Genomic DNA, 17,809 nt, shown 5'->3' on the forward strand with positions numbered 1-17,809 from the left:
GACGCGATCCGGGCAAATCAGGGACAATACGTTCCCCGCCGCCGCCATGCCCCCGCATTCGATGAACGATTCCGCCCCCCGCCATTCCGCCCGCATCCTGGACGGACGCCGCATCGCCGAAGACCTGCTGGACAGCCTGAAGGTGCGCGTGGACGCGCGCCTGGCCGCCGGTGGCAGCCGGCCCGGCCTGGCGGTGGTGCTGGTCGGGGGCGACCCGGCCTCGACCGTGTACGTGCGCAACAAGCGCCGGGCCGCCGAGAAGGTCGGCATCGAGGCGTTCGACTACGACCTGCCGGCCGGGACCACCGAAGCCCAGCTGCTGACCCTGATCGACCAGCTCAACGCCGATCCGAAGATCCACGGCATCCTGGTGCAGCTGCCGCTGCCGGGCATCCCCGATGCCAGCCGCCTGATCCACCGCATCGACCCGCGCAAGGACGTGGACGGTTTCCACCCGGAAAACGTCGGCCACCTGGCCCTGCGCGAGTTCGGCCTGCGCCCGTGCACCCCGCGGGGCATCACGACGCTGCTGGGCCATACCGACCAGCCGGTGCGCGGCCGCAACGCCACCATCGTGGGCGTCAGCAACCACGTTGGCCGCCCGATGGGGCTGGAGCTGCTGATCGCCGGCTGCACCGTCACGAGTTGCCACAAGTTCACTCCCAAGGACGTGCTGGAGCAGTCCGTGCGCAATGCCGACATCCTGGTGGTGGCGGTGGGCCGCCCGGGCATCGTGCCAGGCGAGTGGGTCAAGCCGGGCGCAGTGGTCATCGACGTGGGCATCAACCGCCTGGACGACGGCCGCCTGGTCGGTGACGTCGGCTTCGAGGCCGCTGCCCAGCGCGCCAGCTGGATCACCCCGGTCCCGGGCGGCGTGGGGCCGATGACCGTCGCCACCCTGATGCAGAACACCATCGAGGCGGCAGAAGCCTTCTGATCCGGACGGCGGCACCCGTGCAGCCGGGCTCTGCCCGGCTGCACGAAACCCCGCCCCGTAGAGCCGGGCTCTGCCCGGCTGAGGGACCCCTGCAAACGTCGGCCGGGCCCGCCCGGCACTACGTGAACGCTGTTCGCGGGCGCGACACTGCGTCGCATCCGCCCCCTGCCCATCGGGCCAGAATCAGGGTAAAATGTCGCGCTTCCCCACATCTCGGGTATGCCGATGCTGCGCATCCAGGCTGAAGCACTCACTTACGACGACGTCTCGCTCGTCCCCGCACACTCCACGATCCTGCCCAAGGATGTCAGCCTCGAAACGCGGCTGACCCGCGACCTGCGGCTGAAGCTCCCGATCCTCTCGGCAGCGATGGACACCGTCACCGAAGCCCGCCTCGCCATCGCGATGGCCCAGCTCGGCGGCATGGGGATCATCCACAAGAACCTGACCGTCGAACAGCAGGCCGCCGAAGTGGCCCAGGTCAAGAAGTTCGAGGCCGGCGTCATCCGCGACCCGATCACCGTCGGCCCGGAAACCACCATCCGCGACGTGCTGGCGCTGACCCAGGCGCGCAACATTTCCGGCGTGCCGGTGGTGGATGGCGGTGGCCAGCTGGTGGGTATCGTCACCCATCGCGACATGCGCTTCGAGACCGAGCTGGACGACCCGGTCCGCCACATCATGACCAAGAAGGATCGACTGATCACGGTCAAGGAAGGCGCCGCGTCGGACGAAGTGCTGCAGTTGCTGCACCGCAACCGCATCGAGAAGATCCTGGTGGTCAACGATGATTTCGCCCTGCGCGGGCTGATCACCGTCAAGGACATCCAGAAGAACACCGACTACCCCAACGCCGCCAAGGACACCGCGACCCGTCTGCTGGTCGGTGCCGCGGTCGGCGTCGGCGGCGATACCGATCGCCGTGTCGAAGCGCTGGTCGCCGCCGGCGTGGACGTGCTGGTGGTGGACACCGCGCACGGCCACTCGCAGGGCGTGCTGGACCGCGTGCGCTGGGTCAAGAAGAACTTCCCGAACGTACAGGTCGTCGGCGGCAACATCTGCACCGGCGAAGCCGCGCTGGCGCTGCTGGACAGCGGCGCTGACGCGGTCAAGGTCGGCATCGGCCCGGGCTCGATCTGCACCACGCGCGTGGTCGCCGGTGTCGGCGTGCCGCAGATCACCGCGATCGACCTGGTCGCCGAAGCGCTGCAGGACCGCATCCCGCTGATCGCCGATGGCGGCATCCGCTACTCGGGCGACATTGGCAAGGCACTGGCTGCCGGCGCCTCGACCATCATGATCGGCGGCCTGCTCGCCGGTACCGAGGAATCGCCCGGCGAGACCGAGCTGTTCCAGGGCCGCTCGTACAAGAGCTACCGCGGCATGGGCTCGCTGGCCGCGATGGAGAAGGGGTCTAAGGACCGTTACTTCCAGGACGCCTCCAGCGCCGACAAGCTGGTGCCGGAAGGCATCGAAGGCCGCGTGCCGTACCGCGGTCCGGTCGGCGGCATCATCCACCAGTTGATGGGTGGCCTGCGCGCCACGATGGGCTACGTGGGCTGCGGCACGGTCGAAGACATGCGCAGCAAGCCGAAGTTCGTCAAGATCAGCGGCGCCGGCCAGCGCGAGAGCCACGTCCACGACGTGCAGATCACCAAAGAGCCGCCGAACTACCGCGCCTGATGCGGTACGCGCAAAGAGGAACGAGGAAGCTGATTCCCGTTCCTCTTTCTCTATCCGCCGCCGGTACCACCGTTTCGTTTTCCGTACTCCCTCCTGCATTGCCCGGGCGCCATGACCAACATCCATAACGACAAGATCCTCATCCTCGATTTCGGCGCGCAGTACACCCAGCTGATCGCGCGCCGTATCCGCGAGCTCGGCGTGTACTGTGAAATCTGGGCGTGGGACCACAACCCGGCCGAGATCGCCGCGTTCGGTGCCAAGGGCATCATCCTGTCCGGTGGCCCGGAATCGACCACGCTGCCGGGCGCGCCCGCCGCACCGCAGGAAGTGTTCGACAGCGGCCTGCCGATCTTCGGCATCTGCTACGGCATGCAGACCCTGGCCGCCCAGCTCGGTGGCGCCACCGAAGCGGCCGACCAGCGCGAGTTCGGCCATGCCGAAGTCAACGTCGTGCACCCCGACGCGCTGTTCAAGGGCCTGAGCGACCACGGCGGCGAGCCGAAGTTGAACGTCTGGATGAGCCACGGCGACCACGTCTCCGTTGCGCCCCCGGGGTTCACTGTGACGGCCGTGACCGATCGCATCCCGGTGGCCGCGATGGCCAACGAAGAGAAGCGCTGGTACGGCGTGCAGTTCCACCCGGAAGTGACCCACACCCTGCAGGGCCAGGCGCTGCTGCGCCGCTTCGTGGTGGACGTGTGCGGCTGCCAGACCCTGTGGACCGCCGCCAACATCATCGACGACCAGATCGCCCGCGTGCGCGAACAGGTGGGCGACGATGAAGTGATCCTGGGCCTGTCCGGCGGCGTCGATTCGTCCGTCGTGGCCGCGCTGCTGCACAAGGCCATCGGCGACAAGCTGACCTGCGTCTTCGTCGATACCGGCCTGCTGCGCTGGCAGGAAGGCGACCAGGTGATGGCGATGTTCGCCGAGCACATGGGCGTCAAGGTGATCCGCGTCAACGCGGCGGACCGCTACTTCAGCAAGCTCGACGGCGTGAGCGATCCGGAAGCCAAGCGCAAGATCATCGGCAACCTGTTCGTGGACATCTTCGATGAAGAGTCCAACAAGCTGAGCAATGCCAAGTGGCTGGCGCAGGGCACCATCTACCCGGACGTGATCGAGTCGGCCGGCAGCAAGACCGGCAAGGCCCACGTCATCAAGAGCCACCACAACGTGGGCGGCCTGCCCGAGCACATGAAGCTGGGCCTGGTCGAGCCGCTGCGCGAGCTGTTCAAGGACGAAGTGCGTCGCCTCGGTGTCGAACTCGGCCTGCCGCGCAGCATGGTGTACCGCCACCCGTTCCCGGGCCCGGGTCTGGGCGTGCGCATTCTTGGCGAAGTGAAGCGCGAATACGCCGAGCTGCTGGCCAAGGCCGATGCGATCTTCATCGATGAACTGCGCAAGGCCGACCTGTACGACAAGACCAGCCAGGCCTTCGCGGTGTTCCTGCCGGTGAAATCGGTGGGCGTGGTGGGCGATGCGCGTGCGTATGAGTGGGTGATCGCGCTGCGTGCGGTGGAGACCATCGATTTCATGACCGCGCACTGGGCGCACCTGCCGTATGACTTCCTGGGCACCGTGAGCAACCGCATCATCAATGAGCTGCGCGGGGTGTCGCGCGTGGTCTATGACATCTCCGGGAAGCCGCCGGCGACGATCGAGTGGGAATGAGTTGACTGACAAGGGCGCCGCGCGGCGCCCGCGCGCGGCGCAGCGCTGCCGCGTCTACCAGCGCGCCTCGAGTGTGCGGAACGGCTGCTGCAGGCGCACGCCGTTGGCGTCGTAATCGCTCACCGTGCGTCCATCCACGCGCACGTGGGTCGGGCGCGTGCGCGTTGGCCACCACACGCGCACGGCGGTATCGCCGCGCAGGCCGGGTCCGAGGGTGAGGCGCAGGGCACCGTCGCGCTGCCGCGCCTGCAACTGCAGGGTGCCGTAGGCGGTGGGCAGGCGGTCGATGGCGAGCCCTTCGCCAGCCACCCAGGCCGGTGGCGTGCCAGGCAGCAGCGACAGCGCGTCGTCGTCCTCGCGCATCAGCATGCCGAACAGCGTGCGGCCGTACTCCGCGCCGATCCAGGTGTGTGGCATGTCGCCCAGGTAGCGTGGGAACCGCTGCCGTGAGTGCACCACTTCGGCCAGCACCTGCCATTCCAGCGGGCGGCGGTCGCGCAGCAGACCCTGCAGCAGTTCCTCGGCGGCGGCGGGCTGGTCGAGGTGGACGTAGCTGAGCACGTTGCGGATTTCGTAGGGCGTGTAGGCGTACAGTGCGCCGGGCTGCGTGCGCTTGCGCACGTCATCCAGGTAGCGCGCGAAGGTGGTGCGCAACGCCGTGGGCGGCAGCACGTCCTGCGCGCCGGTGGGATCGAGGGCGATCGACACGCCGGTGGGATCGCCATCGCCGAGGTCGGCCGAGGAGGGAATGAAGTCGATGCCTTTCCACGCCATCGTGGCGCGGATCGACGCAGCCAGCGCATCGTGCAGCGCGGTGTACTGGGCGCGGGCCCAGGCGGCGGTGTCGTGGTCGCCCAGCGATTCGGCCAGCCATGCGCCGTCGTGCCAGCCTTTCAGGCCCCAGTAGTCATCCCAGTAGCTGTGGGTGGGCGAGGGGTAGCCCTCATGGCTGATTGATGGTGCGAGGATGCCGGCGAAGCGTTCCGGCGCCGGCTGGCCTGCCATGTAGCCCGGCACCAGGGTGCGCTCGCGCAGTTCCTGCAGGAAGCGCAGCGCCGCCTTCACCTTGGGCAGATACGCGCGCACCGATTCAGGACCGCCATCGAGACGGGCGACATCGGCGACCAGTGCGACGTACTGGCCCTGGCTGTCGTACTCGATGTCCGAGCCGAAGCCCGTGTTGACGCTGCCATCGGCGTTGAGGATCGGCGAGACCAGCCCGTTGGGGTGGACGCCGTGGTCGCTGTACCAGGCCAGGTAGTCGCGTGCGACCCCGGCCTCGCCCATGCGCAGCAGCACGGCCGAGGTCGCCATGCCGTCGCGGATGAAGGAGCGGTTGTAGTTGCGCGGCCCGGGCTGCATCGCAGGGCCGGTCTGGTTGATCAGCATGTAGGCGGCCTGCGCGCGCAGCATGTCCACCAGCGATGGATCGGGCAGGCGCAGTCCCACCTGGCCCAGGCGCGCCTGCCAGTCGGCGGCGGCGCGGTTGGCGAACATCCCGTAGGCGGCGTCCGGATCGCGCGGTGCATCACCCAGCGCTGGCGCGGGCGCCGGTGGCAGCGTGCCATCAGCGGCCGCAGCGGCGGTGCCGAGCGGAAAGGCGACCACCACCGAACGGCTGGCGCCCGGCGCGATCTGGATGCGGTAGGCCAGCGCGGCGGCGGCCAGGCCATCGGCATCCTGCGCCTGCTGCTGGGCAGGCAGGCGGCCGGTGGCGATGGCGGTGGTGATCTCGCTGCTGCCATCGACGCCGAACGGCGCGGCGCCTGCGGCATCGATGGCGGTCAGCGAGTGCAGCAGCGGGCGGCCGTTGACGCGCACCGCGCGGCCGTCGATCGCAATCGAGCGGATCGGCGACAGGCCACCGTTCTGCCACGGTGGGTTCATCTGCATCGGCCGTACCGCCAGCGTCAATGTGCCGTCCACCGGCGTGCTGCCGGTGTTGCGCAGACGATGCCGGACGAAGGTGACCGGTTGGCCATCGAGCGCGATCGCGAAGGCCTCGCTCTGCAGCTCCAGACCCGGCTGTGGCATCCAGCGCGCGGACGGCATCGGCTTCCAGCCGTCGCGCAGCGCATGTGTCACCGGCTTGTCCGCCGCACCGGCAGTGTGGCCGTCGGCGTTGCGCCAGATCGGCTGCACCAACGGCGCGCCCTTGAAGGCTTCGATGTTGCCGTACTCGTCGAAGATCGATTTCTGCCGTCCGGCGTGCACGCCGACGGCGGTCCAATAGGTCTGCTGCCGGTGCAGCGAGGCTGGGAAAAGGGCACGCTGCGCCCCGCTGGCGGCGATCTGGTAGCGCTTCATCGGGGTCATCACCGCGGCCGGGCCGAGCAGGCGGAGGCGATCCACGCCGGGTGCATCGCCCTCTACGGTGAGCCGCAGTGCGGTGGCCGTCAGCGGCGCTGTGCCGGCCAGCAAGCTCTGCACGCGGCTGCCGGCGTGGGGGTCCCGCGCGATCTCGTGCCACCGGCCCTGCGCATCGCGCGCGTCCAGGCGTGCCGCACCGTGCGCGCCGGCCCAGTCCACGGCCAGGCCGGTGGTCGACTCGGCGCGCGGCAGGGCGATCGCCAGCGCGTGCGTACCGGCCGCGCCTGCGGGCACGGCGACGGCACCACCGCCCTGCCATAAGGCGGCGGCCTCGTCGGGGGAGAGGCCGGCCACCCGCGCACTCGCGCGTGCATCGAGGGGCTCCAGCTCGAAGATCGACACGCCCCAGTCGGCGGTACGCTTGGGACTGGCCAGGCGCAGGTAACGTGCCGGGCGGGGCGCGAAGTACAGCGTTTCGATGCCGCCCAGCGAATCGCGCATGGTGTAGGCAGGCTGCCACTGCGTGCCGTCCAGCGACGTCTGCAGGGTGTAGCCCTCGGGGTTTGAGACATCCCAGGTGAGTCGTGCGCCGCTCAGCGTGCTGGTCGCGCCGAGGTCCACCTGGAACCAGTGGCCCGGGCTGAAGGCGCCGCCGGTGACGGTCTTCGCGTCGCCATCGATGAGATGGGCCACCGCCATCGCCGGGACCTGCTGCGAGGAACTGCTGGCCTGCCACTGGCTGCGCGGCGGCAGGCCTTGGCCGATGGCGGTCGTGGCGAAGGCCAGGGCGGGAACCAGCAGCGCGCGCGCAATGCCGGCGGCGGGGTGGGGCAGATCGGTCCGGCGGGTGGTGGGCAGCCCCATCGATGCGCTCCTGGTTCCGCGACGCCCCGGCACTGGGGCAGGGTCACGCTAGCAGGGGCTGTAATCGTTTACATGACGCGTCGCAATATCCTCCTTCAGCGCCGGCTATGTGCCAGCCGGCTCGGCCTCCGCCAACGCCGGCCCGTAGCGCTGCTGCATCGCGTCGCGGTCCAGCACCACCTCGTAGGTCTGGTGGAAGACGGGCCCGTACAGCGAATGCTGCAGCGGAAACTGCACGGCGCGTGTGGTGACGTACTGGCGGATATCGGAAAGCTCCACGGGCGAGGCCAGCTGCCCGTACAACCGGTCGGCGGCCTGCTCGACGGTGTCGTAGAAGGTCAGGTCGTGTCGATGCACCGAGCGGCCTGCTTCAAACATCTCGGCCTTGGTGTAACGGTTGGCAAGGTAGTGGCAGATCATCGCGGTATCCACCACGGGAACCCCGTCGATCGGGAACCCGGCGTACACCGGCGAATTGGTCAGCACGCAGGCGGTGACGAAGGCATCGTCGGGAATCGCGCAGCCCTTGTCGCGCAGGCATTGTCTGAATGCCTCCAGGTGCGCGACGACGGCGGTACGCTTGCGCTCGATCTGGGCGGTCGCACCAGCCACGGTGTCATGGTAGTTGGTGAACTGCAGCGCATCGTCGGGCCAGAGGATGCACTTGGCCTCGAGGATAAGGATGTTGCGCCCGATCACGGCCACGATGTCGATCTCCTCGCTGCGGCCGCCGGGCGGGGTAAACGTGACGGCACTGTCCAGCACCGTGGCGCAGCCGACGAGCGGGCACGCGGCAGCGGCCTCCTTCAGTTCCTTGCGGCAATACACCTCGAACGGCGTTCCGCGTCGGTCGAGTTGGAGGCCGCCCTGGCGCATCCATCCCTCCACAATGCGCAGCAGACGCGCCGACAGGATGCAGGGCAGCATGAGAACCACCGCATCGCCGATCCGGACCAGCGGCTGGCACCAGAGGTCGCGTGTGGGCGAGCCGTCGAACGTCAACGCGTCCAGCGCAAGCTGCGCCTGTGCCGGCGCGATGCCCAGCGAACGGGCCACACTGGGCACCAGGACCCGAAGGGGAATCGAGGGCGCGCAATGCGCCGTGTCGATCTCCCCGCGCATCCTGAGCAGCCCGTCATTCATCAGCGTCCCGACCGCCTGCAGGAAGCGCCAGGTGTCGATCAACAGGGTGAGCGCAACGCCGTTGAAGCGGGGCAGCGGCTCATCCAGGAAGCCGCGGTAATAGCCAAGCTGCACGGCAAGTGCCTCGCCGAGCGCTGTGGCGGCCAGGTCAAGCACCCGTGCGTTGTTGCCGAGATCGATCCGCTCGATGCTGCCCACGCCATGCAGCTTCTTGGGCAGGATGATCCGGCTGATCTTCTCCCGCCGTGCCGCATCCAGTTCGCGCCACCACATCGCCATCTGCAGCCCGAACTGCAGCGACAGGTTGTTGCGGCGGTAGATCGACAGGATGCGCGCCGTCTCGCGCGCTGCATCGGACGGGCGGATGAACAGGCCGTCCCGCTCGGCGCTCACTCCATACGTGTTGCCCACGCAGTCGTGCCAGTACTCCACCGCGCACTGGTAGATGATGGCTTTGTTGATTTCGGTCGCGGTGGCCTCGAGGGTGTCCGCGCTGAAGGAGGTGTCACCCCGGGTATCGGCGCCGCGTGCCATCAGCTGGCGCAGCATGTGCCTGAGCCCATCGCCCATGCCGGTGATCAGCTCATCGGGTGCGAACAGTTCGCCGAGCACGGACGGGAGCTTCTGCTCCAGCAGGTCCGGAAGGTCGATGACCGGCGCACCGTTCCGACGCGTGCGGGTGCCTTCCATGTCGCGCTGCAGCTGGGCCAGGTTGCGGTTGCAGACCGCGACGGCCAGCTGGACGGCGGCGCCAGGGGAGACCTTGATGTCGTCCAGCGCGATCCAGGCGCGGAGCTGGCTGAGCAGCACATCGAAGAACAGCCCGGCCTGATGCACACGGGTATCGTCGTCATCGAACGCAGGCGTTGCCGCAGCCTCCCATGCCGCGCGGTCGAAGCCGCGCTGGCTGGGGCCGGCGCGTTTGCCGTAGCGGACATCATTGGCGAAGGTTCCCATTGTTGAACCGCTCCTTGTCGCAGGCGGTCATCGTGCCAGATGGGCGGCGGGATCAGGAACCGATCGCCTGCGCCCACCGCTTGACGCATCGTCAACCGCGCGCTGCGCCAACCTGACACGTCGCGGGTTCACGCGTACCGCCGCCGCGCGCAGACTTCTTCACGTTGCCGGCGCATCTCGCTGCCGGCGTAGCCGATCCGATGTGATCGATCCTGGGGAGCGTCATGATCAGCATTCCTGTGTCCGATACCGCCCACGCCCGCCTCGTGCGTGCATCACGCTGGCTGTGCGCCGTGGCCTACGTGGTGATCGTTGCCGTGTTCGCCTCCTCCGCCTTGGGCGGACACTTCCGGGCCCAGGCCATCCTCAAGGATGCGGTGACCGTGCAGGCGCCGGTCACGCTGGACTCCATCGACGAGAAGCGGCGCAAGGGGCGGGTCTCGCACACCTACCAGTTCCGTTATGCCTTCGATGTCGATGGCGTGCCGTACACCGGTCACTTCGCCACCAGCGAAGACAACGCCGCACCTTACCTGGGCGATGCGCCGCAGGTCACGGTGGCCTACGCCCGCGCCGAGCCGGCGCGGTTCGAACGACTGGATCGGCTGCAGGCGCAGCAGGGACTTGGTTCGGTGCTGGGGCGCCTGGTGGGCGCGCTGCTGATGTTGGCCGGCCTCGCGTTCCTGGTGCACCTGCTGGTGACCCGCCGCCTGTTCGTACGCCACGCAACGCCGGCCGCGGCAGGTTGAGCCAGGGCCATGACTGCACGGGTTGACAGCCAAACCGGGCCGGGTAAGTTGGCCGATTCCTTCCCGCTCTGGTCACCCGCCATGCCCGCTCCGGAATTCGCGGACCTGTTGTCCCGCCACATGCGCCGGATCCGGGCCAGCGCCGGTGGCGTGGCCAGCGAGATCGGCATCAGCCGCGAGGCAGTGAACAACTGGCGCTCGGGCGCATCGTTGCCCAGCCGCCGCCACCGCGACCGCGTGCTGGCCTGCGCCAACTACCTCCGGTTGACCGAAGCGGAGAGCAACGGCCTGCTGCAGGCGGCGGGCTTCGAGCCGGAGTTTCCGGCGGAAGGGGCCAGCAGCGCGGACGCGGCGGCCATCGCGCTGCCTGCGGTGCAGATTCCCGCGACGGTGGTGGGACTGTTCGATCGCCTGCAACAACTGCGACCGTATCCGGTGGCCCTGCTGCTGACCCAGGCGCACTGGGGCCAGCCACCCGAACGCGCGGCGATGCTGGCCGAAGCGGCGGCACGCTACGGCAGCGGGCGGGTGCTGCACCTGCAGCCACCGTTCCGCGCCGGTGAGGGCGACCAGGACTATTTCGCCTCGCTGGCCGCGCAATGCGGGCTGGAGGGCGTCAGCACGGATGCCGGTTTCGAGGCGGCGCTGGCGCAGCGCCTGCAGCAGCCCGGCGCGCTGTTCTGCCTGGTCAGCCGCTTCGAGCAGGGCGCCCCCGGCCCACGCGACGTGCTGGCAGGCATCCTGCGCAGTCTGAGCGAAATGTACAGCGGCAAGCTGCACCTGCTGATCTGCGGCGGGGCGGCGCTGGCCGATCTCAAGTATCAGGGCGGCGACCTCTCGCTGCTCAACATTGCCGCCACCGAGACCTGGCCGGAGTTGAGCGTGGCCGATCTGCGCCGCGCCAGCGCCGCGCTGCCGGATACCGTGCTCGCCCGCGCGCTGCAGATCTCCGGTGGGCATCCGCTGTTGGCCCAGGCGGCAGTGGCGCTGCTGGCCGATTCCGCCGTGCCGCTCACGGATGCGGCGCTGGAAGAGCAGTTGTCGGGCCACCCGCGCCTGTGGGACGCGCTGCTGCCGTTGCTGCGTGATGGCGCGGCACGTGCGGCCATCGGCAGCTGGCTGCCGCGTGAGCAGATCGCGCCCGCGCGGCCGTACCTGGTGGACCCCCTGCTGCGCCAGCTGTACTGGCACAACCTGCTGACCCCGCGGGCGCAGGGGCAGGGCAGTTGGCTGGAGTGGCGCTGCGGGGCGATCCGCCGTGCCGTGCGGCAGGTGATCGATTCGCTGGAGGATGTGCCGGCATGAGCCTGCCCCGATGGCGGTTGTGGCGCCTGCTGCTGATAGCGGCGGGCACCTGGTTCCTGGTCAGCCTGCTGTTCGCGCCGTGGCTCAACCCCTGGGCGGCCTGGCGGATGCAGCGCGACCGCGACTCGCTGGTGCTCATCCAGCAGGCGAACATCGACATGATGTTCCTGCGCGAGGAGGCGCTGAGCTACTGGCGGGTGCACGAGCAGTGGCCCGCGCAGGTGAGCGTGCCGGGCGTGCATGATCCCGCCGAGGCGACCGTACGCGCGGAGCTGCCGGCGCCGTGGGTGCTGCGTTTCCGCTTCACCGACCGTTTCCCGGCGCGGTCCGGCCTGCCCGGGACGGTGATCGAACAGCGGCTGGACCCGAAGACGCAGCACTGGAGCTGCCAGCCGGGTAACCCGTCGCCCCCGACGCGGTGGCTGCCGCCGAACTGCCAAACCAGCGCGCCGTGGACGATCGTGCACTGGCTGACACTGCTGCTTGGTCTGGCCCTGGCCGTGCTGCTGGCCGCTGCGGTGATCTGGTGGCGGCTGCGGCCTGCCGTCGCCACGATCGTGCGCGAGCCCCGCGCGCTGCTGTCCCAACCGCTGCAGCAGTTGCCCCGGCTGGACCGGCAACTGGGCTGGCTGCGCCTTCGCGGGCGGGTGCTCGGTGATGCCGGCGTGGCCGGCGTGCGCTGGCGGGAAGCGCTGCGCCATGTCGAGGCGGCAGCGGTACAGCGTGCCGCACAACTGGCCGCGCGGATCGGCGCTGTCGATGCCGCCGCACCCGGCTGGACGCTGCCCGGCGAGGTCCGGGAATGGACGCTGCCGGCCACCCTGCCGCTGGCCCTGGAGCGCCTGTGGCTGTATCTGCCCGACCCGGCGCTGTCCGGCGATGCGCTGGTACGGCAGTTGCGTGCGATGCCCAATGGACAGGACGTGGTGCTGGTGGTGAGCCCATCGCTGGCGGTGGAGCCGGCGCTGATGGCGTACGCCGACGATCCGGTGAACCTGTGCGTGTGCCTGGACCAGGCCGCGCAGACGCGCTGGCTGCTGCAACCGGCCGCGCTGGACGGGCTCGTGGCGCTGCTGGCCCGCCAACTGCAGGCGACGCGTATCTCGCCCTACCAGACCCACGGCGGCATCACCCGGCCGGCGGCGTTCTTCGGGCGCGAGGCGGTGCTGGCACGTGTGCTCAACCGCGAGCCGGGCAACTATCTGCTGGTGGGTGGTCGCCAACTTGGCAAGACCAGCCTGATGAAGGCGATCGAGCGCCGCTTCGTCGATCATCCCCGCGTGTCCTGCTGCTATCTGTCGCTGCGCGATCACCGTCTGACCGTGCGCCTGGCGCTGGAGCTGGGCCTGCCGGAGGCCACTGGCATCGACGCGCTGGTGGCGGCACTGACCGAACGCGCGGGAGGGCGGCGGGTGTTGCTGCTGATCGACGAGACCGACCTGTTCCTGCGTCACGAGGCGCAGGCGGGCTACCCGCAGCTGGCGGCGCTGCGCGCGCTGAGCGAGGAGGGGCGCTGCCATTTTATGCTGGCCGGCTTCTGGGACCTGTACGAAGCGGTCACGCTGGACTTCGCCTCGCCGCTGCGCAACTTCGGCGAGGTGATCCACCTGGGAGGATTGGAAGACGCCGCGTGCCAGGCGCTGGCCACTGTGCCGATGGCACGCCTGGGCGTTCATTTCGCCGAGCCGGATCTGCCGCGGCAACTCGTGGTCGCCTGCGGCCGGCGCGCCAATCTGGTGGCCATCGTCTGCCAGCAGCTGCTGGCCCAGCTGCAGCGTGGCCAGCGGCTGATCGACGCCGCCCAGCTGCATGCCGCACTCGCGGCGGAGCCGGTGTTCGATGCGCTGGCCGGCTGGGCGCGGTTGAGTCCGGACCCGCTGGCATGCCGGATCGACCGCATCGTGGTCTATCACCTCGCCAGTGCGCGTCTGTCCACAAGCGGTGTGCGGGCCACGTCATTGACGGCGTTGCTCGCGGTGTTCGACGCGGCCGGCGTGGGCGTGGACCCCGAACAACTGCGGCGGGCACTGGCGAGGCTGCAGCTGGCGTATGTGATCCGGCGCGACGACGATGGCGTGCAGTTCGTGTTCGCGGTCCCGTTGTTCGTCACCCAGTTCCAGCACGAGGAAGTGGCGGCATTGCTTCAACGGGAGCTGCAGGCCGTGGCAGGCGCTGGCGCGACGGGATGACGCGCCCCGTCGTGGCCGGAGACGCTGCAGTTGATTGCCGGCGGATGGGTGCAGCGCGCAGGTCGCGTGCGCGGCAGACAAGGTGGAGGAGGCGGCCGCGCGCCGCTGGCGGGCAGCCGGGCGCTGATCGGTCCTCACTCGCCCGGCGTTGCTGCCGAGGTGGCCGCCTGGCTGGCGGCGCGGCGCGCCAGCACCGCTTCGCGATGCGCGATGTAGGCATTGGCGGCGAGGATGATGCCGGCACCGATGACGGTGTAGCGGTCCAGCGTTTCGTTGAACAGCACCCAGCCGAACAGGCTCACCAGCGGCAGCTGCATGAAACTGATCGGGGTCAGCGCGGAAACCTCGCCCAGCCGCAGCGCCCGCGTCCACAGCAGTTGCCCGATGGTGCCCATCACGCCGGTGGCCGCCAGCCACAGCCAGGCCATGCCCGTCGGCCAGGTCCATACGAACAGCGCCGGCACCAGTGACAACGGCACCCAGAACACATACGTGTAGAACACCACCGTATCGGCACTGTCCACGCGCGTAAGCTGCTTGATCTGGATCGCCACCAGCGAACTGAGCACGGCTGCCGCCACCGCGACCAGCGTGCCGGGCGTGAAGCCCGCCGAGCCGGGGCGCACGATGATCAACACGCCGATGAAGCCGCAGATCACTGCGGCCCAGCGCCGTATCCGCACGGTCTCGCCCAGCCAAAGCACCGCCGCGATGGTCACAAACAGCGGTGTGGAGTAGGACAGCGAGATCGCCTGCGACATCGGCAGGTGGCCAATCGCCCAGAACCCGCACAGCATCGACGCCAGGCCGATCGCACTGCGCAGGAAGTAGCGCGGCAACTGCCGGGTCCGCAACGGCGACCGGCCCGGGCGCACCAGCATCGGCAACAGCGCCAGCAGGCCGAAAGCATTGCGGAAAAACGCCACTTCCTGGGTGGGCACGTAGCGGGTGGCATAGCGGATCGCCACGGCCATCAGCCCGAAGGCCAGCGTACTGCCGAGCATCAGCAGCGCCGCACGCGCGGGTGTGGGCGCGTGCAGGGCAACCGGCGGGCTCACCACTGGGCGCCGATCAGCCGGGGTTCGGGTTCGATGGGCACGCCGAAGGTCTCCAGCACCGAGGCGGAGATGCGCCGGGCCAGTGCCAGCAGCTGCTCGCCGCTGGCATTGCCGTAGTTGACCAGCACCAGCGCATGGCTGGGTGCCACGCCGGCGTCGCCGTCGCGGTAACCCTTCCAGCCGCAGGTCTCGATCATCCACGCGGCCGACACCTTGCGGCGGTCGTCCTGTTCGGCCGGGAACACCGGCAGTTCGGGGTAGTGCTGCAACAGCACGTCCACCTGCTCCAGCGGCAGCACCGGGTTCTTGAAGAAGCTGCCGGCGTTGCCGAGCACGTCCGGGTCGGGCAGTTTGCGGCGGCGGATGTTGATCACTGCGTTGGCCACATCGGCGGCCACCGGCAACTCCACGCCCATCGCCTGCATTTCCTCGCCGATGCCGGCGTAGCCGAGCCGCAGTTCGTGCAGCAGCGGCAGGCGCAGCTCGATCGCGGTGATCAGGTAACGGTCCGGTTCGTGCTTGAACACGCTGTCGCGGTAGCCGAACCGGCAGGCCTCGGCATCCAGCCGCACCCAGGTCTGTTCCACCCGGTCCCACGCGTCGACGGCCTGGATGAATTCACCCACCTGTGCACCATAGGCACCGATGTTCTGTATCGGGCTGGCGCCGGCGGTGCCGGGGATCAGCGCGAGGTTCTCCAGCCCCGACAGACCCTGCTGCAACGACCACATCACCAGGCCATGCCAGTTCACCCCGGCACCGGCACGGACCACGGTGTGGTCGGCACGGTGTTCGAGGATCTCGATGCTGCGGTTGCCGAACACCAGTACGGTGCCGGCCACGTCGCCGGCGATCAGCACGTTGCTGCCGCTGCCGAGGACCAGCAGCGGTTGCCGGGCCACCTGCGGCAGGCCCAGCACCTCCGGCAGCACGGCGGGTTCGACGACCTCCAGCAGCTGGGCGGCGACGGCGTCGACATGGAAGGTGTTCAGGGCCTTCAGGGAGGCGTTTTCAGTCAGGGTCCAGGCCGGCATCGATGCACTCGTCACAGGGGGGCCACCGCGCCGCGGCTGGGGGCTTCGCGGCGGCGACGGATCGCCTCCACGCACTCGTGCACCAGCTCCGGTCCACGGAAAATGAGGCCGCTGTAGCACTGCACCAGCGCCGCGCCGGCCGCCATCTTGGCGACTGCATCGGCACCGGACAGGATGCCGCCTACACCGATCAGCGGCATCGATTCTGGCAGGCGCGCGCGCAGGCGCCGCAGCACCAGCGTGGACTGGCCCAGCAGCGGGGCGCCGGACAGGCCGCCGGCTTCGGACGCGCGCGGGTCGCCGGCCACGGCACTGCGGTCGATGGTGGTGTTGGTGGCGATCACGCCGTCCACCTTGAGCTCGCCCAGCACGCGCGCGGCGGCGTCGATGTCGCGGTCGCTCAGGTCCGGGGCGACCTTGACCAGCATCGGCACCCGCTTGCCATGCCGCGCGGCCAGGCTTTCCTGGCTTTCGCGCAACTGCGAGATCAGCTGCCGCAGCGCGGTTTCCTCCTGCAGCTCGCGCAGGCCGGCCGTGTTGGGCGAGGAAATGTTGACGGTGATGTAGTCGGCCAACGGATACACCTTCTGCAGGCAGTGCTGGTAATCGTCGAACGCCTGCTCGTTGGGGGTGTCCTTGTTCTTGCCGATATTGATGCCGAGCAGCCCGTGGCGGCGCTGCGCGCGTTCGACGTTGCGCACCAGCGCGTCCACGCCAAGGTTGTTGAAGCCCATCCGGTTGATGATGGCCTGGTGCTTCGGCAGCCGGAACAGGCGCGGTTTCGGATTGCCGTCCTGCGCGCGCGGGGTGATGGTGCCGATCTCGACGAAGCCGAAGCCCAGCGCCAGCAGCGCGTCGATGTGCTCGCCGTTCTTGTCCAGGCCGGCCGCGAGGCCGACCGGGTTGGGGAACGTGAGGCCGAACGCGGGGGTCGGCATGGGCGCGGGGCGGCGGGCCAGCAGCGGACTGGTGCCGGTGCGGTAGGCCAGTTCCAGCGCGCTCAGGCCAAGGCCGTGGGCGCGTTCGGCGTCCAGGGAGAACAGGAAGGGGCGGGCAAGGGAGTACATGGGATCGAGTCAGTCCAGCGTGCCGATGAAGGCACGGGTTTGGTATTCAAAGGCGACCCGTCCATCCACCGCGTGGGCGTCGAACAGGCGTTGCAGGGCATCGAGCATCGGCGCGTGGCGCGGGTGGCCGGCCGGCGGTGCATAGGAGGAGGACAGCAGGCGGCCGCGCAGGCCTTCCAGATCCAGCCATTGGGCGTTGGGCAGCCGCGCCATGCCGCGCAGACCGTCGCCGAACCAGGCGCGCATGGTGTCGTCGTCCTGGTAGCGCTCGGCCACGGCGGTGTAGTCGGTGCCGAATTCGAGCAGCAGTTGTTCGTAGCCGATCAGGAACGGCGAGCTGTCCAGCAGGCGCGAATTCCAGAACACCAGCGCCAGGCCGCCCGGGTGCAGGATGCGCGCCCATTCCTGGCGCACCGCGTCGGTATCGAACCAGTGAAACGCCTGCGCGGCGGCGACCAGGCCGACGCTGTCGCGGGCCAGGGTGGTGGCTTCGGCGGTGCCGTCCACCACTTTCAGGCGGAGGTAGTCCCGGCTCAGCCACTGCTCGGCGGCGGCGCGCATGGCGGCGTTGGGTTCCACCGCGATCACCGGATGGCCGGCAGCCAGGAACAGGCGCGTGGAGATGCCGGTGCCTGCGCCGATGTCGGCCACCAGCGTATCGGGCGACACGCCGATGTCCTGGTGCAGCCAGTCGAGCAGGGCCGGGGGGTAGTCGGGGCGATAGCGGACGTAGTCGGCGACGCGGTTGCTGAAGCGTTCGGTGGAATCGGAATGGCTCATGGGCACCTCGTCATGGGAGAGCGACCGGCGGCGCTAGGCCGCCGAAGACCCGGGGC

General features: G+C 69.3%; 12 protein-coding genes. 6 read left to right on the forward strand and 6 right to left on the reverse strand.

The window, feature by feature from the left end; all coding sequences use genetic code 11:
• Positions 1-61: 61 nt before the first annotated feature.
• From folD to guaA, 3 genes are all read left to right on the forward strand, one after another.
• Positions 62-937 carry a bifunctional methylenetetrahydrofolate dehydrogenase/methenyltetrahydrofolate cyclohydrolase FolD gene (folD, locus tag OC534_RS02575; RefSeq protein WP_262071316.1) on the forward strand — a complete coding sequence of 292 codons (876 nt, stop codon included), beginning with the start codon at positions 62-64 and terminating at the stop codon, positions 935-937.
• 225 nt (positions 938-1,162) lie between these two features.
• Positions 1,163-2,620 carry an IMP dehydrogenase gene (gene guaB / locus OC534_RS02580; RefSeq protein ID WP_136003821.1) on the forward strand — a complete coding sequence of 486 codons (1,458 nt, stop codon included), beginning with the start codon at positions 1,163-1,165 and terminating at the stop codon, positions 2,618-2,620.
• 111 nt (positions 2,621-2,731) lie between these two features.
• Positions 2,732-4,297 (forward strand): glutamine-hydrolyzing GMP synthase, encoded by a 1,566-nt coding sequence (guaA, locus tag OC534_RS02585; RefSeq protein WP_262071317.1) that lies wholly within the window; start codon positions 2,732-2,734, stop codon positions 4,295-4,297.
• Between the two features lie 54 nt (positions 4,298-4,351).
• Here the strand turns inward: guaA and OC534_RS02590 are convergent, their stop codons facing one another.
• Positions 4,352-7,471 carry a discoidin domain-containing protein gene (locus tag OC534_RS02590; RefSeq protein ID WP_262071318.1) on the reverse strand — a complete coding sequence of 1,040 codons (3,120 nt, stop codon included), beginning with the start codon at positions 7,469-7,471 and terminating at the stop codon, positions 4,352-4,354.
• A 105-nt stretch (positions 7,472-7,576) separates the two neighbouring features.
• Entirely contained in the window at positions 7,577-9,571 is a 1,995-nt protein-coding gene (locus tag OC534_RS02595) for a hypothetical protein (protein WP_262071319.1), read from the reverse strand.
• 224 nt (positions 9,572-9,795) lie between these two features.
• Between OC534_RS02595 and OC534_RS02600 the strand changes: the two genes are divergently transcribed.
• The 3 genes from OC534_RS02600 (at position 9,796) to OC534_RS02610 (ending at position 13,814) form a co-directional block, all read left to right on the forward strand.
• Entirely contained in the window at positions 9,796-10,320 is a 525-nt protein-coding gene (locus tag OC534_RS02600; protein WP_017356852.1) for a DUF3592 domain-containing protein, read from the forward strand.
• Positions 10,321-10,401: 81 nt separating this feature from the next.
• Positions 10,402-11,625 carry a hypothetical protein gene (locus OC534_RS02605; RefSeq protein WP_136003830.1) on the forward strand — a complete coding sequence of 408 codons (1,224 nt, stop codon included), beginning with the start codon at positions 10,402-10,404 and terminating at the stop codon, positions 11,623-11,625.
• The gene (locus OC534_RS02610; protein WP_262071320.1) at positions 11,622-13,814 is read left to right on the forward strand and encodes an ATP-binding protein; all 2,193 of its coding nucleotides are present in this window, start codon (positions 11,622-11,624) and stop codon (positions 13,812-13,814) included. The genes OC534_RS02605 and OC534_RS02610 overlap by 4 nt, the downstream gene beginning before the upstream one ends.
• Positions 13,815-13,948: 134 nt before the next feature.
• Here the strand turns inward: OC534_RS02610 and OC534_RS02615 are convergent, their stop codons facing one another.
• From OC534_RS02615 to OC534_RS02630, 4 genes are read right to left on the reverse strand one after another with little or no spacing between them, the layout of a single operon-like run.
• Positions 13,949-14,818, reverse strand: coding sequence for a DMT family transporter (locus OC534_RS02615; RefSeq protein ID WP_136004147.1), 870 nt, complete (start codon positions 14,816-14,818; stop codon positions 13,949-13,951).
• Positions 14,819-14,868: 50 nt separating this feature from the next.
• Positions 14,869-15,906 carry a UDP-N-acetylmuramate dehydrogenase gene (gene murB / locus OC534_RS02620; protein WP_017357561.1) on the reverse strand — a complete coding sequence of 346 codons (1,038 nt, stop codon included), beginning with the start codon at positions 15,904-15,906 and terminating at the stop codon, positions 14,869-14,871.
• Between the two features lie 11 nt (positions 15,907-15,917).
• Positions 15,918-16,973 carry a quinone-dependent dihydroorotate dehydrogenase gene (locus tag OC534_RS02625; RefSeq protein WP_017357562.1) on the reverse strand — a complete coding sequence of 352 codons (1,056 nt, stop codon included), beginning with the start codon at positions 16,971-16,973 and terminating at the stop codon, positions 15,918-15,920.
• Positions 16,974-16,982: 9 nt separating this feature from the next.
• Complete coding sequence (locus OC534_RS02630; protein ID WP_262071321.1) at positions 16,983-17,753, reverse strand: class I SAM-dependent methyltransferase; 771 nt, start codon at positions 17,751-17,753, stop codon at positions 16,983-16,985.
• Positions 17,754-17,809 lie beyond the last annotated feature (56 nt).

Origin of the sequence: Stenotrophomonas sp. Marseille-Q5258 (assembly GCF_946900935.1) — a bacterium.
Classification (GTDB): domain Bacteria; phylum Pseudomonadota; class Gammaproteobacteria; order Xanthomonadales; family Xanthomonadaceae; genus Stenotrophomonas; species Stenotrophomonas nematodicola.

Bases quoted from the DNA above. Each gene is read 5' to 3' on its own strand.
- folD (WP_262071316.1), top strand. From the start codon at position 62: ATGAACGATTCCGCCCCCCGCCATTCCGCCCGCATCCTGGACGGACGC.
- guaB (WP_136003821.1), top strand. From the start codon at position 1,163: ATGCTGCGCATCCAGGCTGAAGCACTCACTTACGACGACGTCTCGCTC.
- guaA (WP_262071317.1), top strand. From the start codon at position 2,732: ATGACCAACATCCATAACGACAAGATCCTCATCCTCGATTTCGGCGCG.
- OC534_RS02590 (WP_262071318.1), bottom strand. From the start codon at position 7,471: ATGGGGCTGCCCACCACCCGCCGGACCGATCTGCCCCACCCCGCCGCC.
- OC534_RS02595 (WP_262071319.1), bottom strand. From the start codon at position 9,571: ATGGGAACCTTCGCCAATGATGTCCGCTACGGCAAACGCGCCGGCCCC.
- OC534_RS02600 (WP_017356852.1), top strand. From the start codon at position 9,796: ATGATCAGCATTCCTGTGTCCGATACCGCCCACGCCCGCCTCGTGCGT.
- OC534_RS02605 (WP_136003830.1), top strand. From the start codon at position 10,402: ATGCCCGCTCCGGAATTCGCGGACCTGTTGTCCCGCCACATGCGCCGG.
- OC534_RS02610 (WP_262071320.1), top strand. From the start codon at position 11,622: ATGAGCCTGCCCCGATGGCGGTTGTGGCGCCTGCTGCTGATAGCGGCG.
- OC534_RS02615 (WP_136004147.1), bottom strand. From the start codon at position 14,818: ATGCTCGGCAGTACGCTGGCCTTCGGGCTGATGGCCGTGGCGATCCGC.
- murB (WP_017357561.1), bottom strand. From the start codon at position 15,906: ATGCCGGCCTGGACCCTGACTGAAAACGCCTCCCTGAAGGCCCTGAAC.
- OC534_RS02625 (WP_017357562.1), bottom strand. From the start codon at position 16,973: ATGTACTCCCTTGCCCGCCCCTTCCTGTTCTCCCTGGACGCCGAACGC.
- OC534_RS02630 (WP_262071321.1), bottom strand. From the start codon at position 17,753: ATGAGCCATTCCGATTCCACCGAACGCTTCAGCAACCGCGTCGCCGAC.